The organism is Sorangium sp. So ce295 (assembly GCF_051527405.1).
Classification (GTDB): Bacteria; Myxococcota_A; Polyangia; order Polyangiales; family Polyangiaceae; genus Sorangium; species Sorangium cellulosum_B.
Genome location: NZ_CP150324.1, coordinates 6,781,946 through 6,808,835 on the forward strand (window position 1 = coordinate 6,781,946; position 26,890 = coordinate 6,808,835).

A 26,890-nucleotide genomic window follows, 5' to 3' on the forward strand; every position below is an offset into this window, starting at 1 on the left:
CGCCGGAATGCTTCGTTTTGGAGGAGACTTCATGGAAAAGATCTCGCTCACGTACTTTGTCGACTTCGTTCTCAAGGCCGGGACGCCCAAGCTGACGGGCGTCAGGGAGTTCAAGGAGCGGAAGGACGAGCTCTACACGGACTTTTACAGGCAGGTGCGAGAGGCGATCGTCGACATGCACAGGAGCGGAAAGCCCACCAGCGTGCTCGACGGCTTCCTCGCCGCGCAGCACGACGAGCGGCGCCGCCGCATTTACCCGTCGGTGGTGAACGGATATCGCAAGTTCCTCGCCTCGACGAGGATGACGTGGTTCGAGCCGCCGGCGTCCACGTACCGCCTCGGCGATCTGGAGATCAACGTCAACCCGGAGCTCGGGCTCGTCATCGATGGGACGCCGCATGTCATCAAGATGTATTTCCGCGGGGAGCCCCTGTCGTCCAAGCGCGTCTCGGTCGTGCTGAACCTGCTCATGAACGGGCTCGCGGAGAGCACGCCGGGCGGCGCCTTCGCGGTGCTCGACGTGCGGAACGCCAAGATTCACACCTTCAAGGTGCCGAACCCGCGGCTCAGCCTGCTTCTCCGCGGCGAGGCGGCCTCCTTCGCCACCATCTATACCGGGCTGTGATCGCGGCGCCGCGGGGCGAGGCGGCGCCGCGCAGACGTCACACCACGTCGTCTCCCGGCGTCCACCGAGCCCACGACGCCCACCGCGACGCCCACCGCGACACCGGCGTTGCCGCGCCGCGCGCCCTCCGCCGCTCATCCCGGCGGGGGGCGCGCGGCGCGCGCGCCCAGCCCGGAGCAGGACGCGCGCCGGGTGGACGCGGGAGCCGAAAGGTCGATGTCACGACGACGACGCCGTGACGCCATGACGCGATGACGCGACGTCGCGACGACGTGATGACGCGACGCCGCAATGACTGGCGCACACGCAATCGAGCTGTAGGAGATCGACGCCACTGGCCTCATCGCAGAACGCACAAGCAGAGTAAAAATGACCGATTCAGAGAAAGAGAACTACGAACGCTCGGGCAGTTTCGTTTATCCTCGGGCTGCCATGGACCGCCGCGCGCAGATCACCGCAACCCCGCTTCATGTGCCCAGCATTCTTGTGGTCCTTGATCCCGCGTGGCCGGCGCTCTTCAGCCTGTGCCTCGCGGTGGCGCCGGGCTGCGGGGTGCTCCTGCACCGCTGCGACGCGGCGACCGCCACGACGATCGCCGCCGAGCGGCGGCCGCTCGCGATCCTCCTGTCCAACAGCATCTACGCGAGGGATCCCGCCGATTTCGAGGCGCTCGCCCGGGACGTCCACTCGACGCTGCTGCGGCTCGATGAGGAGGTCAGCGAGCGAGAGCTCGAGGCGATGCTGAACGGCGCGCTGCGCGAGACGCGCGAGACGAACGCGCAGCGCGACGCGGGTCGGCGCGACGAGGGCGGCGGGCGCTACACGATGATCGGGGCGCAGCGCAGCGAGACCTTCGGCCACAAGGCGGCCTCGAGCGCGGACTCCCGCGCACCGCAGCGGGCGGGCGCGAGCGCGGATCCCCGCCTCGCGCCGCAGGTCCGCGAGAGGTCGACGAGCCAGAGCACGCTGCCGCCGCCATCGGCGCGCTCCGCCGCCCCGCCGTCGGCCCGGGCGCCCCTCGCGAGCCACGCGCTCACGCCGGTGCCCCCGTCGAGCGCGCCGCCTTCGTTCCGCTCGCCCCCCTCGATGCCCTCCGCGCCGCCGCTGGCGCGCACGCAGCCGAGCGCGTACGTGCCGGGCGGATCACCATCGACACCGCCGCCCTCCGCCCGCTCGCTCTCGGGCCCTGCGCATGCGTACGCGGAGACCGCCGGGAGCGGCCGCCTGTCGAGCCTGCCTCCGTCGTCGCGCCCCGAGCCCCTGTCGAGCCCGCCTCCGTCGATGCGCTCACAGCTCCTGGCGGGTCCACCTCCGTCGACGCGCGCGCAGCCGAGCGTGCCGCCGGTCCCCTCGTCGCGCCCTCTGCCAGGGGGCCCTGCGGCGCGTCGACCCACACCGACGCCGTCGAGCGCGCAAGCAGGGCCGCCCTCCTCCAGGCGCAGCCTGCCGAGCCCGCCGTCGTTGCGCACGATGGCGAGCTCGCCCCCCTCCGTGCGCTCCGTCCCGCCCGGCACGCCCTCGAGCGCCGAGCCCCCGCCGTCGATCAAGACGATGGGGCCCCTGTCGGCGCGGATGGCTCCGGCGTCCTCGGTGCGCCCCGAGCTGTCGCCGCGCTCCGGCGTGCGAGAGCGGGGCAGCGAGGAGCTAGACGCCGTGTTCGAGGATCAGAAGCTGCCGCTCGACGCGCTCGCGCGGGGCAACCGCGGCACCACGACCACGCGCTGAAGCGCAGGCCAGAGCGGTTCCTGCCCCCCCTCTGCACCATCCAGAGCAGAGCGGCCCATCCAAAGCGGAGCGGCACCAGAGCGGCGGTCACCCGCACAGGAGACGGGCCCAGATCGGCGTTTTCGGCGCGCAAGCGCACTCCGGTGCGCTGAGCACCGAAAACGTCGAGATGGGCCCGTATCCGAAGCGGGTGACCGCCGCTCTAGCGGCGCGTGAGCCGCGAGACGGTGGAGCCGGCGGCGCGGCCGAGCAGATCGCGGGCGATGTCGATCAGCGCGGGCGGGGCGGGCGCGCCGAGATCGCGGCCGAGATCGACGAGGATCCGGTCGACGCACTCCATCGCGCTCGAGGCGGCGAGATCCATCCCCGCGCCGCGCCCGCCGGCCGCGCGCCCTGCGAGGTACAGCCCCCGCACGGGCGTGTACACCGCCGGCCGCGCGCGGCCGACCTGGCCAGGCGTCTGCGCCGTCCCCGACGCGAGCTCGCCGCCGGGAGCGCCCGCCTCTCCGTCCGCGGATGATCCGTCGACGAAGATCGCCTGGGAGAGCACGCCGGGCACCGCCGCCGACAGCGCGCGCAAGAGCTCGTCGACCGTCGCGCCGGGTCCGCCGCGCGAGGCGCCGCCGCTCCCACCCGGTACGGCGCACGCGCAGAGGAGCTCATGTCCAGGCGGCGCGAGCGACGGGTCGAAGCGCGTCGGCGCGAGGCAGTAGAACGGAAACGGCGGCGCGCCGGCGCCGCCCGCGAGACCGGCGAGCGCCCCCGCCGGGACGAGCCGCCTGCGCAGCCCGATCTTGACCTCGACGAGCCTCGGCTGGGGCGCGATCGCACGGACGCGCGCCACGTAGGCGTCGGGGAAGTGCGGCTCGCCAACGAGGCCCGACACCGTGCGCAGGAGCCCGGCCGCGCTCACCACGATGCGCGCAGGGAGCGCCGTTCCGTCCTCGAGCTCGACGCCCTGCACGCGACGATCGCGCACCAGCACGCGGCGCACGGTCGCGCCCGTCCACACGGCAGCGCCGAGCTCCCGGGCCAGGCGGCAGAAGACCTCGGGGATCCGCGACGCGCCCCCCTCGGGATAACGCTGCCGGCCGGCGCGGGCGAGCCGGCGCAAGGAGAACAGCGCCTCGCCCGCGGACGCCTCGGCTCCTGGCAGCAGCAGCGGCAGGCCAAGCAGGCCGCCGAGCCGAGCGGCGGCGGCGGCGCGCGGGATGAAGCGGGCCACGTACGCCTCGGCCGTCACGTCGTCGCACGCGGCCAGATCGACGTCGCGCATCGCCGCCGCGTGCGCGAAGAGACGCGCGGCGCCCGCGGCCTCCAGCGGCGTGAGGTCGAGGCCGCGCGCGAGATCCAGGGCGGTCCCGGCGAGCCGGAGGAGGTCTGCCTGCAGGACGACGCGGCGAGCGCGCGCGGCCCCGGCGCGGGCGCCCGTGAAGCAGAGCGCCGCCGGCTCGTCGCTCTGCTGGAACGTGATGGCGTCGCCCTGGCCCACGCGGCGGAGCACGTCGCCGAGCGGGCCTTGCTCGCCACAGCCGAGCATGTGCGTGACTGTGTCGATACGGAAGCCGTCCCTCTCGTAAGCGGCAGAGGAGCCGCCCAGGCGGCGCTCCCTCTCGACGAGCAGGGTCGGGATGCCGGCGTGCGCAAGGAGGAGCGCCGCGGCAGCGCCGCCGACGCCAGAGCCGATCACCACCGCGCGCAAGGGAGCCTCGTCCATGACGTCACGAGAACATATCGTGGAGAGCCCGCGCTGCGCGCGCCGCGCCGCCGGCAATCTGGCGGAAACCGCGCTGGAATCACGCTAGCAGGCGCTAGCAGGCGCTAGCAGGCGCTAGCAGACGCGAGACCACGCGAGACCACGTGAGGGGTGGCCGCGGGATGCGAGGAGGCGCGTGGGCCACGTGGGAGGACGCGGGGCCGCGCGAGGAGACATCGGGCTACGCGGAATCACGCAGGGCAAGGCAGCGCAGCACACCACGATTCGACAAAGCGCCGAGGCGCGCGCCGAGCGTTGACCCTCGAGAGCGGCCCCCCGTAGAGTGTAGCCTTGCAGCCGACGTGCCCGCTATGAAGACCTGCCCGCAGTGCCATCAGCGTTACCCGGCCGACAGCGCCTTCTGCTTCATCGACGGCTCATCGCTCGTCTCCGAGAAGGATCCCCGCATCGGGACGTCGATCGCGGGTCGCTACGTCATCGAGCTCGGCCTCGGGATCGGCGGGATGGCCACGGTCTACAGGGCATACAACAAGCTGATCGGCACCCCGTGCGCCATCAAGATCCTGAACCGCGAGTTCGCGCAGGACACGACGACGCGGGAGCGCTTCCGGCGCGAGGCACGGCACGCGCAGCGGCTCGCGCACCCGAACATCATCGAGATCTTCGATCAGGGCGACACCGACGACGGGCTGCCGTTCCTCGTGATGGAGCTGCTCCAGGGGACGAGCCTCGCCGACGTGGTGGAGCGCAGCCGGGTGCCGCTCGCGCGGGCCCTGCCCATCTGGGTGCAGATGGCGCGCGCCCTCGGCCGAGCGCACGACTTCGACGTCGTGCACCGCGATCTCAAGCCGGAGAACGTGTTCCTGATGAAGGGCGACTGGGTGAAGCTCCTCGACTTCGGCATCGCCCGCTGCGCGCAGGACGCGCGCCTCACGAACCTCGGCGAGATCTTCGGCACACCGCAGTACATGGCGCCGGAGCGCAGCACGACGATCGACGCTGGCCCCCCGGCGGACCTCTACTCGCTCGGGGTCATCATGTTCGAGATGATCACGCAGCGGCTGCCGTTCGACGCCCCGGATCCGGCGAGCTGGATCCTGAAGCACATGAACGAGCAGCCGCCGCACCTCAAGGAGCTCGCTCCGGAGATGCCGGACGCGCTCGACCGCCTCGTCAGCGCCCTGATGGCGAAGGAGCCGTCCGAGCGCCCCGTCGACGCGTACCGCGTGCTCGCGGAGCTCGAGGAGATCGCGGCCGCGAGCCGGATCGCGCTCCCCCCGCCGCCGGAGGCGATGCCGCGCGACTCGGCGGTGCGCTCGAGGGGCGCCGGGCGCGATCCCTGGGTCAGCCGGCTCGATCTGTTCGAGCGGATGACGGCCCGCGCGTTCGGCGCGTCGGCGCCGGGGGAGATCCAGCGGCAGCTCGAGGCGCTGCGCGGCGTCGTGCGGGAGCACGCCGACCTCCGCTCGAGGGCCCTCGACGAGCAGCGGCGCCTCGAGGGCGTCGCCGAGGAGTGGCGCGACGGCCGGATGCAGATCGGGCGGGCGATGGACGCGCTCACGGTCGACGCCTCGCTCACGCGCGAGGAGGCCCGGTCGTTCCGCGCCAGGGTGGCGCCGCTCAGCGCGGCGACGCAGGCGTTCGTCCCCGAGGTGCTGATCGCGCACAAGGAGGCCGTGCGCTGGGAGGGCCGGTGCGGGTTCGCCGAGCCCTACCTCGAGCTCGCCGCCAGCTACCGCAGGCTGGCCGAGCTCGTCGAGGGCTGGTATGCGTCGCGCAAGGCGGACTACGAGGCGGAGAGCGAGGCGATCGCCCGCGAGCACGAGGTGGCCGAGGTGGACGCGCAGATCAAGAAGCTGCGCGAGCGCCTCGAAGAGCTCGACCGGCAGCTCGAGGCGCGGCGACGGGAGTCCCAGGAGCGCATCGCCGAGATCGGGCGGAGGGTCGATCAGCTCGACGCCGAGCTGCTCCACCTGGCCAGCCGCTTCTGCGCGCCGCTCCGGTCGAAGCCGGAGCTCGGCACGCTCTTCGTGGAGCTCGAGCGGCTCGCCGGCTGATCGCTCCGCTCCGGCGCGGCTCGGGCGCACATCGTGGCCGCGTGTCGCAGGTCGAGGCGCTCCGGCGAGGACTTCCCTTCGGCGCGCGTGGATCGGGCTCGGATGCGCCCCCGCGGAGCTCGACCCGGCGGCGCGGCGTTCCTCCGCCGCCTGCCGTCGCGCCGCGCGCCAGCACGGTCGCCGCGCCCCGTGCGTACTAAGCTACCCGCCGTGACGCCCGATCCCGCACCCGAGGCGCGGCGCTCCTCGGCACCGCGCCCGCCGCGCGCGCCGGGACGCGCGCGCCGCGCTGCGTCCGCCGTCGCGGCGGCGCTCGGGCTCACGCTGACGTTCGCGGGCGCCGCGGCCGTGGGCGTCGCGCTCCACCTCGACACGCCCGCCGCGCGCCGCGTGGCCCGCGACGCCACGAACCGGCTCCTCGGCTCGCTGTTCCAGGGGCGGATCGTGGCTGACGAGATCGACGCGCTCGGCCTGGGCGGCGTGCGGATCCGATCGGCGGTCGCGCTCGATCCACGGGGGAACAAGGTGATCCGCGCGAGCGGCCTCGAGGCGCGCGCCGACGTGCTCGCGATGCTCCGCGGCGCGCTCTTCGGCGCGGGCGCGCTCCACATCGAGGTCCCGTACATCCGGGTCGAGCAGGCCGACGTGCTGGTCCAGGACAACGGCGCGGGGGGCGTCACCCTCGGCGACACGTTCACGCCGCTGCCGCCGCGAAGCCCGCCCTCGTCCAAGCCCGAGGGGCCTCCGCGCGACGTCGTCGTCGCCCTCTCGCACGTCGAGATCGGGCGCGGGTGGGTCCACGGGCAGCTCGCTCCGCCGCGCGCGCTGGACGCCGATGTCAGCCGGCTCTTCGGGTCGGTGCACATCGGCCCGGAGGGCGTCGCGGTCGACGTCGATCAGACGGGCCTCGTGGATCGCGCGTTCCTGCCGGCCAGGACGGCGGGCACGGCGAACTACCACCTCCGCGCCGGGGACAAGGTCCGGATGTGGAGCAGCTTCGCCGGTCGGCTCGCCGACGTCGAGATCACCGCGCGGGCCGTGCTCGACGAGGAGCACCTCGAGGCGCAGGCGAGCGTCCCGCGCGCCACGCCGGAGCAGCTGCGGAGCCTCCTCCCGGATCACCCCCTCACCGAGCCGATCTCCGCGCGCGTGGCCGTGGACGGGCACCTCCCTCAGCTCGACGTGGTGGCCTCGGCCACGGCGGATCCTGCGGGCCCGGCGGGCGGCGGCCTCGCCCTGACCGGGCGGCTCGACGTGGCGGGGCCCGTGCGGCTCGACGCGGAGGTGCAGGCGCGCGACGTCGATCTGCGGCTCTTCGGCGTGCGCCTCTCGCCCGATACGGCGAGCGGGGCAGCGCCGACGCAGGCGGGCACGGCGCCCGTACCGGCCGGCGCGGCGCCCACCCCAGCCGCGCCCGCCCGGCCCCGTGCCGTACCCACCCTGACCCACGCCGTGCCCGCCCTGCCCCGCGTTGCGCCCGCCCGGCTCCGCGCCGAGGCGACGAAGCCCGCGCTGGAGCGCGGCTCCGAGCCGGCGCCCTTGATCACCGCGGACGGCCGGGTGCACGTCGAGCTCGGCGACCTGCTCCGGCTCTCCGTCGAGGCGCGGACCGAGCCCACCGCGCTGCTCGAGCAGCGCGTGCCGGCGGCGGACGTCCACCTCGTGCTCGACCGCGGCGAGCTCCACGCGCGCGTGCACCTCCACGAGCCGGGCGCGCCGATCGACGCCGCCGTCTCCCTCCTGCCGGGCGGGCAGGGCCTCCATTTCGCGGCGACGGCCGACATCCCGGCGATCGCCGCGGCGCCGCGCCTCGCCGGGCCCGTCGACGGCGCCGGCCGCGTGCGCGTCGAGGGGAGCCTGCGCAAGGGAGCGCTCGACGCGCGCGTCGAAGGCGCGTTCGCCGGCCTCCGGGTCGGCCAGGACGTCGCGCTCGCCAGCGCGCGCGTCGCGGGGCGGGTCTCCGGGCCGATCGACGCGCTCTCGATCGACGCCTCGCTCTCCGGGAAGGAGGCGCTCGCCGGCGGCCACACGGTCGACGAGGTCACCGCGCAGATCTCCGGCCCGCTCGCCTCGCCGAAGCTCCGCGCGACGCTCACCGACGGCGACGACTCCCTGAGCGCCTCCGCGCGGCTGGCCACCACTCCCCTCGCCCTCCGCGACCTCGAGCTCCAGCTGAAGCGCGACGGCGCCGCGGTCGCGGGGAAGATCACGGCGATCACCTCCTCGGCCGGCGGGCTCGCCGTCGAGGGGCTCGATCTCTCCTCGGCCGAGCTCGGCTCGCTGAAGGGCCGGCTCGCGGTGCGGGGCGATGACGTGACCGGGCGCCTCCGGGGCGACGGCATCGACGTCGGCCGCGTGGCCCGGCTCCTCGGGCTCCCGATCCGCGTGCGCGGGCGCGCGGAGGTCGACGTCGCGCTCGATCGGGACCGCGAGGCCGGTCGCTCGGGCCACGTACGGCTCGGCCTTGCGGGGGGCGAGATCGCGTTCCTGTCCGGCATCTCGGCGCAGCTCACGGCGACCTTCGAGCGCGACCAGATCAAGGCCGACGGGTCCGTGCGCATCGACGCGAAATCGCCGCAACCGAACGGGAACGGCGGGCAGCCGCCGAACCGCGCGTGGAACGACGCCCTGCCGCGGTGCGCCGGCACCCTCGCGAGCGTGCGTGTGTCCGGCGCCGAGGGCACGCTGGAAGGGCCCCTCCTGCGCGCGAAGACCTGGACGACCCTGGTCGGGAAGGCCGAGGTCGCCGCGAACGACTGGGACCTCGGCTGCCTCGCGCAGCTCATGCCGATCGGGCACATCGTGAGCGAGGTGCGCGGCAAGCTCACGACCAGCTTCGGGGTGTCGCGCGCGGCCGGCGAGCCGTTGCCTTCGCTGCACGACGTGCTCGTGCGGACGCACGGCCTCGCGCTCGCCGGTCCTCATCGGCTGGGCGCCGAGCGCCCGGCCTGGGAGTCGCGCTTCGTCGACGCGCAGCTCAAGGGCTCGTTCAGCGGCGCGACCGGCAAGGCGGACGCCGCGCTGACCCTGTACGACGGCGGGCTGCTCGCCGACGTCTCCGGCGCGATCGAGCTCGATCTCGAGGCGCTCACGGGGCCGCCCGCGGCCCTTTGGTCGTCGCTCCTGCGCTCGCCCATCGCCGCGCACGCCGCCATCCCGCGGCGCGGGATGGACCAGCTCACCACGCTGCCCTCGTTCGTGCGCGAGGCGCTCCCGCCGCTCGCCGGCGAGGTGCGGATCGACGCGTACGCAAGCGGCACGATCGAGCGTCCGTTCCTGACGGCGCGCACCCTCTGGTGGGGCTTGACCTATGCGCCGCCGGGCGCCTCGAGCGCGACGGATCTCCTGTTCCCCACCGATCTCGACGCGTGGCTCACGTACGACAGCGAGAAGGCCACGCTGGACGCGCACGTCACGCGCGGCGCGGCCGAGATCGCGACCGTGAGCGCCCAGGTGCTCGCGCCGCTCGAGCGCCTGCTCGCGGACGTCCCGGCGCGCGCGCTCAAAGGCGCGCCTCCGCCCCCGGCGTGGACGGGCTCCTTCCGCGCGACGCTGCGCGAGGTCCCGCTCGGCGAGATCCCCCTGCTCGCCGACAGCGGCATCGCCGGGCGCGTGAGCGGCGAGATCGAGATGCGCGGCCTCAACATCGCGCCGTCGCTCAGGGCGCGCCTTACGGTGCCGGGCGTCACGCTCGGGAGCGACCTCGCCTTCGAGCGCGGCGTGCTCGCGCTGCGGATCGACCCGATGCGCGAGGCCGGGCGCGGGAACCTCCGCGTCACCGAGCTCGCCCTCGAGGGCCAGCGCGGCGGCAAGCTCCGCGCGAACGCCTTCGCGAGCGTGCGCTTCCGCGGCGGGTTCATCCCGGTCCTCGACGGCGAGCGCACGGACCTCGCCATCTCCGCGGAGCGCTTCCGGCTCGCGGCGCTCCAGCCGCTGGTCGGCGGTCTGCTGAGCAAGGTCGACGGGACGCTGGACGGCAACCTCCGCATCGAGCTCGGCGGCCCGTCCGACGCCGACGGCAACCTCCGCGCCCAGCTGGAGGTCAGGGACGGCGTCGTGCACATCCCGGAGCTCGGGCAGGAGCTGCGCGACGTGGCCGCCCGCGTCACGGCCGAGGGCGGCGTCGTCCGGATCGAGGGCTTCCGCGCGGCGGGCACGACCGGGATGGCGCAGGGCTGGGCCCTGTTCCGCCTCGCCGGGCTTTCGCTGCGCGACGGCGCCGGGGCGCTGACCATCGCCGAGGACCAGGCCCTCCCGCTCACGCTCGAGGGGGTGCCGCTCGGGACCGCCTCCGGGGCGCTGTCGTTCATCGCGGAGAAGAAGCCGGGCGAGCTCGCCCTGTACGCGACGGTCCCCACGCTCCGCGTCTCGCTGCCGGCGACGAGCAGCCGCGACGTCCAGCCGCTCGGCGACAACCCCGACATCTCCGTCTCGCAGCCGCTCGGGCCGGCGAAGCAGCGGCGCGCGGCGGACGCGCTGCGCTACTCCGTGGCGTTCGACGTGCGCGACGCGTTCGTCAGCGGCGCGGGGCTAAGGCTGCGCCTGCAGAGCGCCGAGGACGCGCCGCCGCGCGTCGTGATCGGAGAGGACACGCGGGTGTCGGGCGGCATCGTGGTCACGCGGGGCGAGCTCGAGATCTACGGCAAGGCGTTCGAGATCGAGGGCGGGCGCGTGCGCCTGCGCGAGGAGGAGGCGTCGAACCCGCACCTGAACGTCACGGCGCACTGGGACGCCCCCGACGGCACGCGCATCCACGTCGCCTTCAACGGCAACCTCCGGCCCATCACCGACAGGTCGCTGCGCTTCACCTCGAGCCCGCCGAGCTCGCAGCAGGACATCCTCGCGCGGCTCCTGTTCGGCGCCGATTTCTCGGAGGGCGCGCAGGCCGCGGGCTCCCAGACGCCCGCGGGCCTCGCGGCCGGCGGCGTCGCGGCGTCGGTCGGCAGCGAGATCGCGTCGGCGCAGTTCAACGCGCTGCTGAGCGGCATCGCGCCGCTGCGCGGGCTGACGACGCGGTTCGGGACGACGTCCGAGGGCGCGCTGCGGACGAGCCTGGTCTACCGGCTGAGCGACAACCTGACGGCGCAGGCGACCTTCCAGGAAGGCGCGCAGCAGAGCGCCGCGACGGTCTCGAGCGGGCCGACCCCTGGCGGGACGGCGAGCGAGCGCGGCACGCAGACCGAGGTCACCATCGACTGGCGCTTCAGCGAGCACTGGACGCTCCGCGGCACGGTGGGCGTCGACGCGCGCCAGGCGACCTCGGGCATGCTCGACCTGCTCTGGCAGTACCGGTACTGAGCCGAGCGCGGCCGCATCGGCCCCGCGCGACAGCGACCCCCTCGGGAGCTCCGGCGCGCGGGGCTAGCGCGCGGCCCGCGGGGGCAGCGTGACCTCGCGCCCGCCGACGCGGAGCGTGGGCGGCTCGGCCTCGACGAGCAGCGGGGCGAGCTGCGTCTGCGCGTGGCGCGAGAAGCGCGCCTCGAGCGCGCCGCTCCGGGCGCGCGCGTACACGACGCCGTCCTCGCCGACGGAGAGCGTCGCCGGATCGAGCGGCTCCTCCGTGCCGTCGAACAGGAGCAGCGAGACCGCGCCGCCCTCGCCGATCCGGAGCGCGTCGACGAAGAGCGGCGCGTCGTCGACCTGGAAGTAACACCAGTCGTAGCCGTTCGTGAGGATCGGCCGGCCGTCGTCCGGGTGCCGCCCGATCCAGGACCGGAGCCCGCGCTCGATCGCCGGATGGTCGACCCGGGCGCCGTCGTGCCAGAAACGGCCCTCGCGATCGAGCCGGATCGAGCTCTCGCGGGAGGTCCCTGGGGGCGGCGCGAAGCGGAAGAAATCGGGATGGTCGCCGGGTTTCATGGGTCACCTCGCAGGAGAGATGCCGCCCGGCGCGGTGAATCGCAAGGAGCGCAAGGAGCGCGGGCAGCCCGCGGCGCGGAGTACTATAGCGGGCCCATGGGAGCCCAGACGGTAGAGGTCGGCACGGACGAGCACCTGCGCGCGACGCGGGCGTACTACGACGAGTTCTCGGCGCGCTACGAGGCCCGGCGCGGAGGGCGCGATCCCGGGGGCTACCACGACCTCGTCGACGCGCTCGAGGTCGACTTCGTGCGCCGCTTCGGCGAGGGCCGCGACGTGCTGGAGGTGGGGTGCGGGACCGGGCTCCTGCTCGCGCGGATCGGCGCGTTCGCGCGCGCCGCGCGCGGGGTCGATCTCTCGCCCGGCATGCTCGAGCGCGCCCGGGAGCGCGGGCTCGACGTCGTGGAGGGGAGCGCGACCGACCTGCCGTTCGCCGACGAGAGCTTCGACGTCGCGTGCTCGTTCAAGGTGCTCGCCCACGTGGAGGACGTCCGTCGCGCGCTGTCGGAGATGGCGCGCGTGGTGCGGCCCGGCGGGCACGTGATCGCCGAGTTCTACAACCCCTACAGCCTGCGCGGGCTCGTGAAGCGGCTCGGCCCGGCGGGCGCCATCAGCGACAGGACCCGGGAGAGCGCCGTCTTCACGCGCTTCGACGCGCCGAGCGCCGCCGCCGCCCTGATGCCGGACGGCGTGCGCGTCGTCGCCTCGCGCGGGGTGCGCATCGTGACGCCGTTCGCGGCCGCGATGCGCGTGCCGGGCCTCGGGCGCCTCCTGCACAGGGCGGAGTGGGCGCTGTGCGACACGCCGCTCGCGCAGCTCGGCGGGTTCTGGATCGCCGCCGCGCGGAAGGCGTGAGCCGCGCGGCGCCCCCGGTCAGAACCGTCCGGTGAGCCCCGCGACCATGCCGCCGGGGACCACCGAGATCGTCGGCGCGGCGGTGAAGCTCGGCGGCGGCGGCACGGGGCGCGTCCGGAAGGAGACCCGCTCCGGGACGAACGTGATCTGCGCGTGGGCGATCCCGGCCGCGACGAGCGTCGCGAACGCCCCGAAGGCCACGCGGTTGACGGCGGCAGCGGTCCCGATACGGCTGTTCAGCGCGTCGATGTCGACGCTCTGCCCCGAGGGCCTCTGCGATATGTCGACGTTCTCGTAGCTGGCCAGCGCGAACGCCGAGACGATCGAGGTCCCGCCGGCGACGGCCTGGCTCACCAGGAAGAACCACCCGAGCCCATCGTCGCCGTTCTGGAACTGCCCCACCCCGAAGGGCAGCATCGCGGTCCAGCGGGAGTTCTGCGCCACGACCCGCTCGCGCCCGGCGAGGCGATGGATCTCGGCGACCCAGCGGCGCTCGTCCTCGCGGCCCCGCTCGACCCGCAGCCGCGCCGCGCGCTGCGCCTCGGCCTTCTGCCGCGTCACCTCCTCGATGCGCGCCCGGATGCGCGCCCGGACCGCGGTGAACCGATCGATGACCTCGGGCTGGAACACCGCCGGGTTCGGCGAGTACCCCGGGTTGTCGAGGAGGATCTTCTCGATGTACGCCTCGGCCTCGCTCGTGCGCCGCAGCGCCAGGAGCGCCGCGGCGGCGAGGCCGCGCGCCCGCTCGACCAGGCCGGGCTCGGAGATCCTGCACGGCTTGCCCTCCGCCTCGATCGGGCCGCGCTCGCAGGGCGCGTTCGCGGGATCGAGCATCGCCGCGAAGCGGCTCACGGCCTCCTCGTAGTGCCCGGCGTCGAAGCGCGTCTTGGCGAGCTCGAACTGCTGCACGTCGTCGGCGCGCGCCGGCGCCGCGAAGCAGAGCCCGAGGGCGGCTGCCGCCGCCGCCGCGAGGCGCCGCGGCGCGCGCAGGGCGCGGCAGCCCCCGACCGATGGGAAGCGAGCGCCGGGAGATCTCCTGCCTGGAGTTCGCGCAGCCATGCGGAAGGGGTGCGCCGTGATGTAGCGGAGTTTGGACGGGGATGCTGAGAATTCCGGAGCGGACGCCACAATGACGGCAATGCCGTCAGCCGGACGGCCAGGAAACCGTGTTCGGCTCGCCGGCCACCAGCGTCACGTTGCCGACGCGCGGCGCGGCCTCCGGCGTCGCGGGCGTGAAGAGGCAGCTCCCGCTCCAGGACACGTCGTTCAAGGTCACGGCCTGCGGGGCTCCGGCGTAGCCGATCAGGCCGATCTGCGGGCACGCGACCTGCGCGCTCGGCGGCGCGCCGCTCAGGACGACCGTGCTGGGCAGGATCTCCAGCTTGTGGATGATCCGCTGCGGCGCGGAGACGCCGGGCTTCGGCGCCACGACCGAGATGACGCCCGCGTACGGCTTGCAGCACCGCGAGTTCGGCACGCTGATGTGAACGGTGTGTGTGCCGATCTTGAGGGGCGTGACCTTGTTCGCGCCGAACCAGCTGATCTCGACGCCGTCGAGCACCAGCCTGGCGCCGCTCGGGACGATCTGGAAGACGACGTCGCGCACCGCCGGAACGTCCTGCGTCGGCGCGGCCGAGGGCGGGATGTGCGGCAACGGCGGCCGCGCGCGGGGCCGCGGCGCGCTCGCGGCCTCCGTGGCGCTCGGCGCGACCGCGCGCACGTTCGGCGACGGGACGAGGGCGTTGATGGGCGCCGGCGGCGTCGGGCGCGTCGGCGGCGGCTCGGCCGCCGCGAGCGCGTCCCCGTCCACCGGCGGCGGGTCGCGGAGCGCGCGGGCGATCGTGAACGCAGCGAGGCCGAGCGCCACCGACCCCAGCGCGACGAGCAGCGCGCGCAGCGCGAGCTTCTGCCGGTTGCGGCTCGCGTTCAGCTTCGTGAGCCGCTTGAGGATGGTGAGGTCGTTCGGCGCGAGGGCCAGCGCCCGGTTGTAGTCGGCGGCCGCGCCGGGCACGTCGCCGCGCTTGCGGCCGGCCTCCGCGCGCGCCACGAGGCGCGGGACGAGCCGCGCGACGTGCCGCTCGGCGTAGCCTGCCGGGTCGGCGAAGTAGGCGGCGAGCTCGGCGCGCGGCTCCGCGATCCCGAGCGCCGTGAGCTCGGCCCTGATCTGATCCGCGAGCGCGCGAGGGGTCGCCGGGCGGGCGGCGATGTCGTGCGCGAGGGCGCCCGCGACGATCCGGCTCCAGCGCGCGCCCACGGTGGCTCGCTCGCGCTCGGCCTCCGGGTACATCCCCTCGAGCACCTTGCGGAGCACCTGCGCCGGGTTCTTGCCTTCGAAGGGCAGGTGCCCGACGAGACACTCGTAGAAGAGCACCCCGAGCGCGAACACGTCGGTGCGCGCGTCGACCTCGCCGCCCTCGATCTGCTCCGGCGCCATGTGCGCCGGAGAGCCGAGCACCTGCCCCGTCGACGTGACGCCCTGAGCGTCGAGGATCTTGGCGATGCCGAAGTCGGTGAGCTTGATCACCACGCTCGCGCCGTCCCGGCTCTCGCCGGCACGGTCGGAGGGCAGCTCGACGAGCACGTTCTCCGGCTTCACGTCGCGGTGGATGATCCCCGACGCGTGCGCGTGCTCCAGCGCGTCGCAGAGCTCGAGCACCACCGCGGCGCCGATCTCGGCCGGCATCTCGCGGTGGGCGCCCAGGATCTTGCGCAGCGTGGCGCCGCGGAGCAGCTCGACGACGAGGTAGCGCTCGCGGTCCTGCTCGCTGGAGACGTCGTACACCTCGACGATGCCGGGGTGGCGCAGCTTCGCCGCCGCGCGCGCCTCGGCGACGAAGCGGGTGCCGACCTCCGCGTTCTCCCGGAGGTGTTTGTGGATGATCTTGACGGCGACCTCGCGGCGGAGCCGCGGGTCGCGGGCGCGGTAGACCGTGGCCATCCCGCCGTGGCCTAGCTCCTCGATCAGCTCGTATTTCTCGAGCTTCGGGAGGACTTCTGCGCCCGCGTTTCTGGAGAGGGATTCCTGCTCGCCCGACGAGCCCCTATCGCGGGCGGGCAGGCTCATTCAACGACCTTCACCCGAATCGTGTTGGTCGACCCCGAGACACCGACGGGAGCGCCGAAGATGGTGACGAGCTTGTCGCCCGGCGAGACGAGGCCGTTCGCAAGCAGGTACCCGGTGGCGCGCTCGATCATCTCGTCCGAGTTCCGGAGCGCGTCGACGGGGAACGGCACCACGCCCCAGAGCAGCGCGAGCCGCCGGCGCGTCGTGTCGTTCGGCGAAAAGGCGACGATCGGCACCACGGGGCGCGCCTTCGACGCGTACCGCGCGGTGAGGCCGCTCTCGGTGAACGCGATGATGAGCTTCGCGCCGATGTCCTTCGCGATGTCGCACGCGGCGCGCGCGGTCGCCTCCGGGACGTTGGCGCGCTGGCCGGGCTGCTCGCTCGAGAGATACCGGTAGAACGAGCTCTGCTCGGCCTCGGTGACGATGCGGGCCATCATCCGCACGACGAGCGGCGGGTGCGCGCCGGTCGCGGTCTCCTGCGAGAGCATGACCGCGTCGGTGCCGTCGAAGACGGCCGTCGCCACGTCGCTCGCCTCGGCGCGCGTCGGGCGCGTCGCGGTGACCATCGACTGGAGCATCTCGGTCGCGACGATGACCGGCTTCTGGTGCACGCGCGCGAGGCCGAGGATCTCGCGCTGGATGATCGGCACCCGCTCCGGGTTGAACTCCACGCCGAGGTCGCCGCGCGCCACCATGACCCCGTCCGAGGCGAGGATGATCGACTCGAGGTTGTCGATGGCGCCTGGCGTCTCGATCTTCGAGACGATCGGCGTCGGGCGACCCCAGGCCTCGCAGATGTCGCGCACGTGCCGGACCTCGTCCGCGTTGCGCACGAACGAGAGGGCGACGTAATCGACCCCCTGCGCGAGGCCGAAGCTGAGGTCGGCCTTGTCCTTCTCGGTGAGGGCCGAGATGCGCACGCGCCTCGCGGGCAGGTGCACGCCGACGCGATCGCGCAGGCGTCCGCCCTGCGTCACGCCGGCGTGGACGCGCTCCCCGTCGACCTTGGTGACGGTGACCACGACGCGGCCGTCGTCGATCAGGACGACATCGCCCGGCTGCAGATCGGACGCGAGCCCCTCATAGAGGATCGGGATCTCGCCGGGCGTGGCGACTGGGCTGTCCCTGTTCGCCTCGATCAGGGTGACCGAAGCCCCGTCAGCCACCTCGAAGGTGTTGCCGGGGAAGCGACCGGCTCGGATCTTCGGGCCGCAGAGGTCCTGCAGGATAGCCACAGGCTTCCCGCATGCCTCCGCAGCCGCGCGGACCGTGGCGATTGCTTTGCCATGATCCTCATGCGAGCCGTGAGAGAAGTTGAGTCGAGCGACATCCATACCGGCGCGGATGAGCTGCTCCAGCGTCGTTTGAGAGTCACACGAAGGGCCAATGGTACAGACGATTTTCGCTCTGCGTACGAGCACGGGCGGAGCATGCCACGAGCAGGGGTCGCGACACTACCCTGATTGTGAACGGGCCATGCGGACTTCACCGGATTCCAACAAAGCAGCTGGGAAATGAGCCGCTGCGCGGCGCGGCGCACGCGCGCGTCAACGCAGCAGCGGAGCGCGGCGTCCGGCCGTGCGCAGCATCGACCCGCGCGCACGGCCGCGGATCGCTGCGAATCGGAGATCTTTCGGAGGGGGAGTGAGCGGCGGGACGACTCGGGCGCGCGCCGCAGCGCGGCATGAGGTCCCGCCTTGAGGTCTTGTGACTAGGAGCGGCGCTCTCGGCGCTCGCGCGGCGGCCCGCCACGATCGCGCTCCATGCCGGGCCGCGATCCGCGATCGCCGCCGCGATCGCCGCCTCGCCCGCCCGGCCCATCGCGCCGCGGCGGCGGGCCGGCGTCGCGCGCCTGCGCCATGCGCTCGCGCGCCCGATCGCCCTCCTCGCCTTCCGGGAGCGGGAGCAGCTCGCGCCGGCTCAGCCGGATCTTCCCCTCGCGATCGACGCTCAGCACCTTCACGTCGAGCGAATCTCCCTCCTTGAGGACGTCCTCGACGCGCTCGACGCGCGTGTGGGCCATCTCCGAGATGTGCAGCAGGCCGTCGGTGTTCGGGAGGATCTCGACGAAGGCGCCGAAGTCGGTGATGCGCTTGACCGTCCCCTTGTAGGTCGCGCCGACCTCGGGCTCGGCCGTCAGGCCCTTGATGATGTCGAGCGCCCTCTTCACCGCGTCGGAGTCGGCCGACGCGACGTTCACCGTGCCGTCGTCCTCGACGTCGATCGCGACCCCGGTCTGGTCGACGATGCCCTTGATGGTCTTGCCGCCGGGGCCGATGATCAGCCGGATCTGGTCGGGCTTCACGCGCACCGTGGTGATCCGCGGCGCGTACTGGCTGAGCTCGGGCCGCGTGGTCGGCAGCGTCTCGAGCATCTTGCCCAGGATGTGGAGCCGCCCCTCGCGCGCCTGATCCAGCGCCTGCGCCAGGATCTGCCGGCTCAGGCCCGCGATCTTGATGTCCATCTGGATCGCGGTCACGCCGCGCGCGGTGCCGCAGACCTTGAAGTCCATGTCACCGAGGTGATCCTCGTCGCCGAGGATGTCCGAGAGCACCGCGTAGCGCTGGCCCTCCATGATGAGGCCCATCGCGATGCCCGCGACGGGCGACTTGATCGGCACGCCCGCGTCCATGAGCGAGAGGCACCCGCCGCAGACGGCCGCCATCGACGACGAGCCGTTCGACTCGAGCGTCTCCGACACGATGCGGATCGTGTACGGGAACTGATCCGGCGCCGGGATCATCCGGGAGAGCGCGCGCTCGGCGAGCGCGCCGTGGCCGATCTCGCGCCGGCCGGGGCCGCGGAGCGGCTTCGTCTCGCCCGTCGAGAAGGGGGGGAAGTTGTAGTGGAGGTAGAAGCGCTTCCACGTCTCCCCCATCAGGCCGTCGATCTTCTGCTCGTCGGTCGAGGTGCCGAGCGTCGTCGTGACGATCGCCTGCGTCTCGCCGCGCTGGAACAGGGCGCTGCCGTGCACGCGCGGGAGCAGGCCGACCTCGCACATGATCGGCCGGATGCTCCTGCCGTCGCGGCCGTCGATGCGCCTGCCCTCCTCGGTCACGTAGGTGCGGACGACGTGCGCCTTGCGCTCCTCGAACTCCGCCTTCACGAGCCCCTGGAGGGGCAGGAGCTTCTCGGCGCCGAGCTCGGCGCTCAGCGTCTCGGTCAGCTTCTTCTTGAGCGAGCTGTAGCCGTCGTAGCGCGCCTTCTTGTCGGTCACCTTCGTCGCGGCCTTCAGGTCCTCGTCGACGATCTGGGCGACGCGCCGCTTGATCTCGTCCGGCAGCGCCGGCGCGACGAACTCGCGCTTCGGCTTGCCCACCGCGGCGCGCATCTTCTCGATCAGATCGATGACCGGCTGCGCGGTCTCGTGCGCGAACATCAGCGCGTCGATGATCTCCGCCTCGGTCGCCTCCGCGGCGCCGCCCTCGACCATCACGATCGCGTCGCGCGAGCAGGCGACGACGAGGTCGATGTCGCAGCGCTCGATGTCGGCGACCGTGGGGTACGCCACGAACTCGCCGTCGAGCCGGCCGACGCGCACGCCCACGACCGGCCCGTGCCAGGGGATGTCCGAGATGTGCAGCGCGGCGCTCGCCCCCGTCAGGGCGAGGACGTCCGCCTTGTTCTGCTTGTCGCTGGAGAGGACGGTCGCGATGATCTGCGTGTCCCGCTTGAAGCCCTCCGGGAAGAGGGGGCGGAGCGGGCGATCCATGAGGCGGCTCGAGAGGATCTCCTCCTCGCGCTGGCGCGCCTCGCGTTTGAAGAAGCCGCCGGGGATCTTGCCGGCGGCGTACGTCTTCTCGACGAACTCACAGGTGAGGGGGAAGAAGTCGAGGCCCGGCCGCTCGTCCTGCGAGACGGCGGTCACGAGCACCATCGTATCGCCGTAGGTGACGAGCACGGCCCCGTGAGCCTGCTTGGCCAGGCGGCCGGTCTCGAGGGTGAGGGCACGGCCGCCCACCATGACGGATTCACGAACGAACATTGGGATTTCAGCTCTCTCTCGCGCGATCGCGAGGGCCGCTGCGTGCGGCGCTACGCCGAGCGCGAGGGGCTGCTCTTCTTCCTCGGTTCCTGCGCAGGAGCCGACCTGCTGCGCACGAAGCGAAGACGAAGACGCGCGGAGCCCGCGCTCGGGAACGGCGAGGCCCGATCGCCCCGCCGGTCCGTGGTCAATGAGTGACCTCCTTAGAGCGTCCGCTCCACTCTCGCCAGCGCAAAACGCAGGCGTTCAGGGGTGCGTCCCGCAAACCTCCCGAACGGAAGGGAGCGGAACGGCCGCGCGCGCAGGGGTGCTTGTGCAGAAAGGCGCGCGCGGAGCCGCGGATGAGGCGGACCGAGCGCGTGCGGGCCGCGAGCAGGACCGATCCCACGCGGACGAGCCGCTGGGGGAAACCGCCGGTGGTGGGGTGAAGCAGCAGGTGGGACAGACAGGCCCAGCGGGCCGACGGCAGGCGAGGTCGCCTGCTCTCGCGCGGCGCGGGCGTGCGGCGCACGCCTCGCGCCGGGACCTCAGGCCTGATCGGCCCGAGGATCGCGCTACTTGCGGAGGTTGAGGCGGCTGATGAGGCCGCGGTAGCGCTCGATGTCGACGCGCTTCAGGTAGTCGAGCTGCCGGCGGCGCTGGCTCACCAGCTTCAGCAGGCCGCGGCGGGAGTGGTGGTCCTTCTGGTGCGTGCGGAAGTGCTCCTGCAGCTGGTTGATCCGCTCGCTGAGGAGGGCGATCTGGACCTCCGGCGACCCGGTGTCGCCGTCGTGGATCGCGTACTTCTGGATGATGTCCGTCTTCTGAACCGAGTGCAGCATGGCTGGCTCTCCATGGCCCTGCCGGTGCGCTACCGAGCGTCCGGGCCGGCTCGTCCTCTCCGAAGAAAACGGAAGAACGGGACCGGCGGCTGGCCAAGTGACGCCTGAATGTGAGCCCCACGCCCGTAGTGGCGGGAGCCCGCGAAGTTCAGGCCAGTGAGCTGAGGAGCGCGCGAGTATACGCAGGTGCCTCGGTCCGTCAACGCGGTCGACACGGCCGCGCGATTTGTCACCCCCAGAACGGCCGATTGGTTACCCTCGGTCGGCGATGCCCGGCACCATGCGGCCCCCCGACGAAGCCTCCCGACCGCAGTCGGACGCGCGCGGCTCGCAGTCGGACCTTCATATCGCGAACGCGATGACGAGCCTCTCCTCTTCCGCTTCCGCCACGGCGCTCCCGACCACCGGGAGCGACAACTCGACCCCCAAGGTCTGCCCCACCTGCGGGGTCCGGTACCCGGCCGAGTTCAGGGTTTGCCCGCGCGACGCCGCGACGCTCGACGAGTCGGAGGACGACGCGGTCCGCGACGACCTCGTCGGCAAGACGCTCAACGAGACGTACACGGTCGTGCGCGTCGTCGGCGAGGGCGGCATGGGGCGCGTCTACGAGGCGCGCCACACGCGGATCTCCAGCAAGCGGTTCGCCATCAAGATGCTGCACCCGGAGTTCGCGCGGCAGCCCCAGGTGATCTCGCGCTTCCAGCGCGAGGCCGAGGCCGCGGCCGCGGTGCAGAGCCCGTACGTCGTCACCGTCTTCGACGTCCACCGCACCGCGGAGGGCCGTCCGTTCCTCGTGAACGAGTTCCTCGAAGGCAAGGAGCTCGCCGACTACCTCAACGAGGCCGGCAAGATGAAGACCGGCCCCGCCGTGCGGATCGTCCGGCAGATCTGCAAGGCGCTCGCCGCGGCCCACGCGAAGGGCGTGGTGCACCGCGACATGAAGCCGGAGAACGTGTTCCTCACCGGCGACCTCGCGATGCCGACGGCCAAGGTGATCGACTTCGGCATCTCCAAGGTCGACGACGCGCCGGGCGCCGCGCTCACGCAGACCGGCATGATCATGGGCACGCCCTCGTACATGGCGCCGGAGCAGGCCCGCGGCGAGCGCGTCGATCACCGGGCGGACATCTACGCCGTCGGCGCGATCCTCTACTGCGCCCTCACCGGCAGCCGCCCGTTCGACCGCAACGATCCGACCGCGACGCTCACCGCGGTCCTCACCGAGGACCCGCCCCGCCCGCGCTCGCTCGAGCCGAGCATCCCCGAGCCGCTCGAGATGATCATCCAGCGGGCCATGGCGAAGGAGCCCAGCCATCGGTACCAGACGATGGAGGAGCTCGACGCGGAGCTCGCGCTCTACGACACAAGCGAGGCCGAGCCCAAGGAGCTCGACGCCCCCGGGTCGCCCGGGCCGCGCGTGTCGATGCCGTCGGCGCCGCGCGTGGCGCCGACGATGCAGCTCCGCCAGGCGCAGCAGGTGAGCATGGCGAGGCCGCTCATCCTGCTGCTCTTCGCGCTCGGCCTCTTCTGGGTCGCCGGCAGCCTGGTCACGCTGGTCACCGCGATCATCCGCCTTTCGCGCGGCGGCCAGGTGACCGACAACCTGACGGGCCTCGAGGCCGTCCTGCTCGCGTCCGGGATCGGCTTCGCGCTGATCACCCCCGCGCTGATCAGCGCGAGCCACGTGCGCAAGACCGTCTGGAACAACAGCATGAAGGCGGTCGATCTGGCCGACAACCTGCGCCGGCCGATCGTGGTCGGCCTGTGCGCGTACGGCTTCGCGTCGCTGCTCGTGCGGGTGGTGGAGGCCGTCGTCCTCCGGCGCGCGGCCGGCGTCGCGTGGCCCATGTGGGACGTCGTGCTGTTCGCGGTCGGCGCGGTCGGCGCCGCCGGCGCGTACCTCTTGCTCCGCAGCGAGAGCCGGTAGCTCCGCCCTAGCGCCGGTCCAGCCACGCCTGGAGCAGCAGCGCGGCCGCCGCCCCGTCGACGCGCTCCTTGCTCTTCCGCCCCGAGACGCCCCCGTCGCGCAGCCGCCGTGCCGCCTCGACCGTCGTCAGCCGCTCGTCGACGAGCTCCACCTCGACGCCGGCCGCGTCCGCCAGCGCCTGCGCGAAGGCCACCGCCCGCCGCGCGGCGGGCCCCTCGTCCCCGTTCATCTCGAGCGGCAGCCCCACGACGAACCGGGTGATGCCTTCGTCCCGAGCGAGCGCCGCAAGGGCCTCCAGGAGCGCCTTCCGGTTTCGCCCGTCGAGCAGCGGCCGCGGGTGCGCGTAGAGCCCGAGCTCGTCGGTCACCGCCACGCCCACGCGGGCCTTCCCAAGATCGATCGCCGCAGCGCGTGCCTTCGCCTTCGCCATGCCTCTGGAAAGACCCCATAGTCCTCGGGCGACGCGCCGGCGAGACCCGAGCGTAACCGGGAAGCATCCGACCGGCTTGACCCGCTCGCCAGCACCGACCATAAGCGCCGCGCGATGGAACTGCGCGCGGTACGGGGGATGAACGACATCCTCCCCGAAGAGGTGGAGCGCTGGCACAAGCTCGAGGGGGCCTTCCGCCTCCACGCGGAGCTCCACGGCTATGCCGAGGTGCGCACGCCGCTGCTCGAGCCGACGGAGCTCTTCCGGCACCAGATGGGGGAGACGACGGACGTGGTCGAGAAGGAGATGTACTCCTTCGAACGCCACGGCGATCACCTCACCGTCCGCCCCGAGGGCACCGCGGGCGCCGCGCGCGCCTACGTCGAGCACGCGGTCCACGCGAAGGAGCCGGTCACCCGCTGGTACTACCTCGGCCCGATGTTCCGCGGCGAGCGGCCGGCGAAGGGGCGCTACCGCCAGTTCTACCAGGCCGGCTGCGAGCTCTTCGGCGATCCCGGTCCGCTCTGCGACGCCGAGACGATCGACCTCGTCGCCGGCTTCCTGCAGCACATCGGGGTCGGCGAGTTCGTGGTGCACGTGAACTCGCTCGGCAGCGCGGGCACGCGCGAGCGCTACCGCGAGGCGCTGCTCGCCCACTACACGCCGCGCAAGGCCGAGCTCAGCGAGGACTCGCAGCGCCGCCTGGAGAAGAACCCCCTGCGCATCCTCGACTCGAAGGACCAGCGCGATCACGAGGTGTCGCGCGACGCGCCGTCGATCCTCGACCTGCTCGACGACGCGGACCGGGCGCACTGGGAAGGCGTGCGCCGCTGCCTCGACGTGCTCGGCGTGAACTACGTCGTCGATCGGTCGCTCGTGCGGGGGCTCGACTACTACACGCGCACGCTCTTCGAGGTGAAGGCGACCGCGGGCGATCTCGGCGCCCAGAGCACGCTCGCGGGCGGCGGCCGCTACGACGCCATGGTCGCGGGGCTCGGCGGGCCGAGCGTGCCCGCGATCGGCTTCGCGATGGGGATGGAGCGGCTGCTCACGATGATGCCCGGCGCCTCGCCCCGCCGGAGGCCTGGCTGCTTCCTCGCCCCGCTCGGCCAGAGCGGCGCGGATCAGGCGCTCGTGCTGGCGAAGCAGCTGCGCGCGCTCGGCGTCCCGGTCGAGCTCGACGGGCGCGGCGGGCGGCTCAAGGCGATGCTCCGGCGCGCCGACTCCCTCGGCGCGCGGCTCTGCGTGATCCTGGGGGACGCGGAGATCGAGCGCGGCGTGCTCCAGATCAAGGATCTCGTGGCGCACGTGCAGGAGGAGATCCCGCTGGAGGGTGCGGCGCGCGTGCTCGCGGATCGGGCCCTCGAGGCGTCGCCCGGCGGCCAGCGGGGAGCGCGTTGACCTCCGAGGCGATGGGAGCGCAGGGCTGCTCGCGAGGCGCGCGCGGCGCGCCGGCGGGCGAGGGGCGGGGCCGGGCTCGGCGCGCGGGATCGGCGCTGTCGCTCGCCGCGGCGCTGGCCGCGCTCGCCGCGCCGTCCGTGGCGGCGGCGCAGCTCGGCTTCGGCCAGCCCGGCATGACGCAGCCGCCGCCCGCGAGCGCGCCGCCGAAGCCGCCGCCCGGCACGCCGGAGACGCACGCGGCGCCGACGTCCGAGGAGAGCCCGATCCAGACCCAGGAGCCGACCCTGCCGGAGGACCCGCTGGCGGTGCCGCCCGCGGTCAAGAAGCAGATCGGCACGAACGACGTCGGCGAGTGGGAGCGCGGGCGCGCCGAGGAGATCCAGCGCGACTGGTACGGCCCCTATTACAGCGAGCGGAGCGGCAGCTACCAGTTCAGGACGGTCTTCCCCCTGTGGGCGGAGCGCCGGATGCCCGGCGACCGCGCCACGATGGTGACGCCGCTCTACTACAACCGCCGGAGCAAGGACGTCGACGCCGACGTGCTCTTCCCCTTCTTCTGGAAGCTCCGCGACGAGAACACGTACACGACGATCGTCGGCCCGTTCATGCACCGCGAGTCCGAGGGTCGCCCCGCGAGCCCGGGGCGGAAGGCAGAGCCGGGCCGGCACGACAACTGGCTCGCGCCGCTCTTCTTCGAGGGCAAGCGCGACGACGGGAGCGGCTACTTCCACATCCCTCCCCTGCTGACCTTCACGCATCACACGGCGCGGAGCGGCTTCAACCTGATCGGCCCCCTCTTCTGCAGCTGGAAGGGCGGCCCCGCGTGCGACACGCGCTCTGCCGACAAGATCGATCTCGGCCTGGCCCCCCTCTACTTCTACGGCCACGACGAGAGCAGCGAGTACGAGGTCATCCCGCCGCTCCTGCACTACTACCACTACAGCGACGTCGGAGACCGCTCCACGAACGTGTGGGGCCCGCTGATGTGGCAGCACTCCCGCAAGGGCGACGTGTTCAACATCATGCCCTTCTACTGGCACAGCTGGGGCAAGAACCACGATCGCACGACGCTGTTCCCGTTCTTCCACTACGGGTACGAGGGCAACAAGAGCCTGCTCATCACGCCGCTCTTCCTGAAGGCGCGCGGCGAGGAGGGCGAGAGCACCTTCGCGACCTGGGGCTACGCTCGCTACCGAGGGCGGACGGAGCTCGACATGATCACGCCGCTCTTCTGGCAATACCGTGATCCGTCCATCGATCTCGAGCGGACGTTCCTGCTCCCGTTCTATTACCGGAACACCTCGCCGCGCAGCGATGATCTCGTGCTCTTCCCGTTCTATGGCCGCTTCAAGCGCCACGGGTTGAGCGACACCACGTGGCTCACGCCGCTCGTGCGGCACACGCGGGATCTCACAGGCTGGGAGACGGACATCTATCCGTTCTTCTACTCGGGGAGGAACCGCGACGCGACGCACCTCGTCGTCGCGCCGTTCCTCTGGGACTTCGCGTCGCCGACGTCGCGCACCACGGTGGCCCTTCCGTTCTTCTTCCGGTTCGCGGATCCAAACTCGGTGACGCAGGTCGCGCTCAACACCGTGTACCGGGAGCACCGGGTGCGGAACGGCAAGGAGTGGGAGTTCCACCTCGTCCCCCTGTTCTCGTACGGCGAGACCCCGGAAGGTCACTGGTGGAACGTCCTGTTCGGCCTCGCCGGGTACACGCGCGCGGGCACGGCGGCGACGATGCGGGCGCTCTACGTCCCGATCCAGCTGAGCAAGTGAGCCCGCGCGGTGCCGAGCTCCGCTGCCTCGGCGGTGCGCCGCCGCCCCCGGAGCTCGCCGCCGACCTGCGCCGGCTCCTGGAGCTGCCCGAGGGCGCGCGGCAGCGCCTCTGGGAGGCGCTCGGGCCGAGCCTCGGCGAGCCGGTGCCCGCCGCCGTGGAGCGGCTCCTCGACGCGTTCTGCCGCCGCCACGAGGTCGGCTCCGAGGCGCTCGCGCGCGTGCTCAAGGCGTGCCGATTCCTCGTCCGCGAGGCGAGCAAGCGTGACCTCGACCGCGCCGCGCTCGCGGCCGACCTCGCGGCGCTCGCGCCGGGCGAGGGCGCCGAGGAGCTCCAGGCGATCCTGCTCGCCGGCTACGACCAGGCCCGAGCGGTCGTGCGGCGGGAGATCGTGCGCGGCGCGCTGCTCGACCACGGCAAGCTGCTCACCGGCGTCGACTGGCGCGTCGACACGATCGCGGCCGCGAGCCGCGGCGCGAAGATCGCGGCGCCCGTCGTCGTGCTCACGCTGAGCTACCAGGAGGGCGAGCACCGCTCCCGGATCACCTTGCAAGCCACCCCGGACGTGCTGCGGGAGCTCCAGCAGATCTGCGCGCAGCTCCTCGGCTGATCGCGCGCCGCGTGGACGGCGACAGCGCGGGC

General features: G+C 73.0%; 17 protein-coding genes. 9 read left to right on the forward strand and 8 right to left on the reverse strand.

Annotated features, from left to right (window positions below):
* The first annotated feature begins 31 nt into the window (after window positions 1-31).
* Window positions 32-625: a hypothetical protein gene (locus tag WMF11_RS25675; RefSeq protein ID WP_437555268.1), complete on the forward strand. Its 594-nt coding sequence runs from the start codon at window positions 32-34 to the stop codon at window positions 623-625.
* Between the two features lie 471 nt (window positions 626-1,096).
* Window positions 1,097-2,350 carry a hypothetical protein gene (locus WMF11_RS25680; RefSeq protein WP_437979266.1) on the forward strand — a complete coding sequence of 418 codons (1,254 nt, stop codon included), beginning with the start codon at window positions 1,097-1,099 and terminating at the stop codon, window positions 2,348-2,350.
* A gap of 202 nt (window positions 2,351-2,552) precedes the next feature.
* Here the strand turns inward: WMF11_RS25680 and WMF11_RS25685 are convergent, their stop codons facing one another.
* Window positions 2,553-4,067 carry a phytoene desaturase family protein gene (locus WMF11_RS25685; RefSeq protein WP_437979267.1) on the reverse strand — a complete coding sequence of 505 codons (1,515 nt, stop codon included), beginning with the start codon at window positions 4,065-4,067 and terminating at the stop codon, window positions 2,553-2,555.
* A 350-nt stretch (window positions 4,068-4,417) separates the two neighbouring features.
* On the opposite strand from WMF11_RS25685, the gene WMF11_RS25690 reads away from it, so the two are divergent.
* Together WMF11_RS25690 and WMF11_RS25695 are read left to right on the forward strand one after the other, a co-directional pair.
* On the forward strand, window positions 4,418-6,124 hold the full coding sequence (locus tag WMF11_RS25690; RefSeq protein ID WP_437910921.1) for a protein kinase domain-containing protein: 1,707 nt from the start codon (window positions 4,418-4,420) through the stop codon (window positions 6,122-6,124).
* Window positions 6,125-6,334: 210 nt separating this feature from the next.
* Window positions 6,335-11,422, forward strand: coding sequence for a translocation/assembly module TamB domain-containing protein (locus WMF11_RS25695; protein ID WP_437979268.1), 5,088 nt, complete (start codon window positions 6,335-6,337; stop codon window positions 11,420-11,422).
* A gap of 63 nt (window positions 11,423-11,485) precedes the next feature.
* On the opposite strand, the gene WMF11_RS25700 is transcribed toward WMF11_RS25695, so the two are convergent.
* Window positions 11,486-11,983, reverse strand: a complete 498-nt coding sequence (locus WMF11_RS25700; protein ID WP_437979269.1) for a hypothetical protein — start codon at window positions 11,981-11,983, stop codon at window positions 11,486-11,488.
* A 96-nt stretch (window positions 11,984-12,079) separates the two neighbouring features.
* Between WMF11_RS25700 and WMF11_RS25705 the strand changes: the two genes are divergently transcribed.
* The gene (locus WMF11_RS25705) at window positions 12,080-12,838 is read left to right on the forward strand and encodes a class I SAM-dependent methyltransferase (RefSeq protein ID WP_437910924.1); all 759 of its coding nucleotides are present in this window, start codon (window positions 12,080-12,082) and stop codon (window positions 12,836-12,838) included.
* 18 nt (window positions 12,839-12,856) lie between these two features.
* Here WMF11_RS25705 and WMF11_RS25710 read toward each other — a convergent pair whose 3' ends face one another.
* The 5 genes from WMF11_RS25710 to rpsO all read right to left on the reverse strand — a co-directional run bounded on the left by WMF11_RS25710 (window position 12,857) and on the right by rpsO (window position 20,711).
* On the reverse strand, window positions 12,857-13,897 hold the full coding sequence (locus WMF11_RS25710) for a hypothetical protein (protein ID WP_437910925.1): 1,041 nt from the start codon (window positions 13,895-13,897) through the stop codon (window positions 12,857-12,859).
* A gap of 85 nt (window positions 13,898-13,982) precedes the next feature.
* Window positions 13,983-15,902: a serine/threonine-protein kinase gene (locus WMF11_RS25715; protein ID WP_437910926.1), complete on the reverse strand. Its 1,920-nt coding sequence runs from the start codon at window positions 15,900-15,902 to the stop codon at window positions 13,983-13,985.
* Window positions 15,899-17,326: a pyruvate kinase gene (gene pyk / locus WMF11_RS25720; RefSeq protein WP_437910927.1), complete on the reverse strand. Its 1,428-nt coding sequence runs from the start codon at window positions 17,324-17,326 to the stop codon at window positions 15,899-15,901. Before pyk ends, WMF11_RS25715 begins: the two co-directional genes overlap by 4 nt.
* A 290-nt stretch (window positions 17,327-17,616) precedes the next feature.
* A complete protein-coding gene (gene pnp / locus WMF11_RS25725) occupies window positions 17,617-19,890 on the reverse strand; it encodes a polyribonucleotide nucleotidyltransferase (protein ID WP_437555287.1) in 2,274 nt (757 codons plus the stop codon).
* Window positions 19,891-20,444: 554 nt separating this feature from the next.
* Window positions 20,445-20,711 (reverse strand): 30S ribosomal protein S15, encoded by a 267-nt coding sequence (rpsO, locus tag WMF11_RS25730; RefSeq protein WP_272093461.1) that lies wholly within the window; start codon window positions 20,709-20,711, stop codon window positions 20,445-20,447.
* A gap of 358 nt (window positions 20,712-21,069) precedes the next feature.
* On the opposite strand from rpsO, the gene WMF11_RS25735 reads away from it, so the two are divergent.
* Window positions 21,070-22,638, forward strand: coding sequence for a serine/threonine-protein kinase (locus WMF11_RS25735; protein WP_437540576.1), 1,569 nt, complete (start codon window positions 21,070-21,072; stop codon window positions 22,636-22,638).
* 7 nt (window positions 22,639-22,645) lie between these two features.
* On the opposite strand, the gene ruvX is transcribed toward WMF11_RS25735, so the two are convergent.
* Window positions 22,646-23,068 carry a Holliday junction resolvase RuvX gene (gene ruvX, locus WMF11_RS25740; RefSeq protein ID WP_437540578.1) on the reverse strand — a complete coding sequence of 141 codons (423 nt, stop codon included), beginning with the start codon at window positions 23,066-23,068 and terminating at the stop codon, window positions 22,646-22,648.
* 114 nt (window positions 23,069-23,182) lie between these two features.
* On the opposite strand from ruvX, the gene hisS reads away from it, so the two are divergent.
* Genes hisS through WMF11_RS25755 form a run of 3 tightly spaced genes read left to right on the forward strand, consistent with a single transcriptional unit; the run spans window position 23,183 to window position 26,858 of the window.
* Complete coding sequence (gene hisS, locus WMF11_RS25745) at window positions 23,183-24,469, forward strand: histidine--tRNA ligase (RefSeq protein ID WP_437979270.1); 1,287 nt, start codon at window positions 23,183-23,185, stop codon at window positions 24,467-24,469.
* Window positions 24,466-26,250, forward strand: a complete 1,785-nt coding sequence (locus WMF11_RS25750) for a hypothetical protein (RefSeq protein WP_437979271.1) — start codon at window positions 24,466-24,468, stop codon at window positions 26,248-26,250. Before hisS ends, WMF11_RS25750 begins: the two co-directional genes overlap by 4 nt.
* Window positions 26,247-26,858, forward strand: coding sequence for a COMM domain-containing protein (locus WMF11_RS25755; RefSeq protein ID WP_437540583.1), 612 nt, complete (start codon window positions 26,247-26,249; stop codon window positions 26,856-26,858). Before WMF11_RS25750 ends, WMF11_RS25755 begins: the two co-directional genes overlap by 4 nt.
* Window positions 26,859-26,890: the final 32 nt, after the last annotated feature.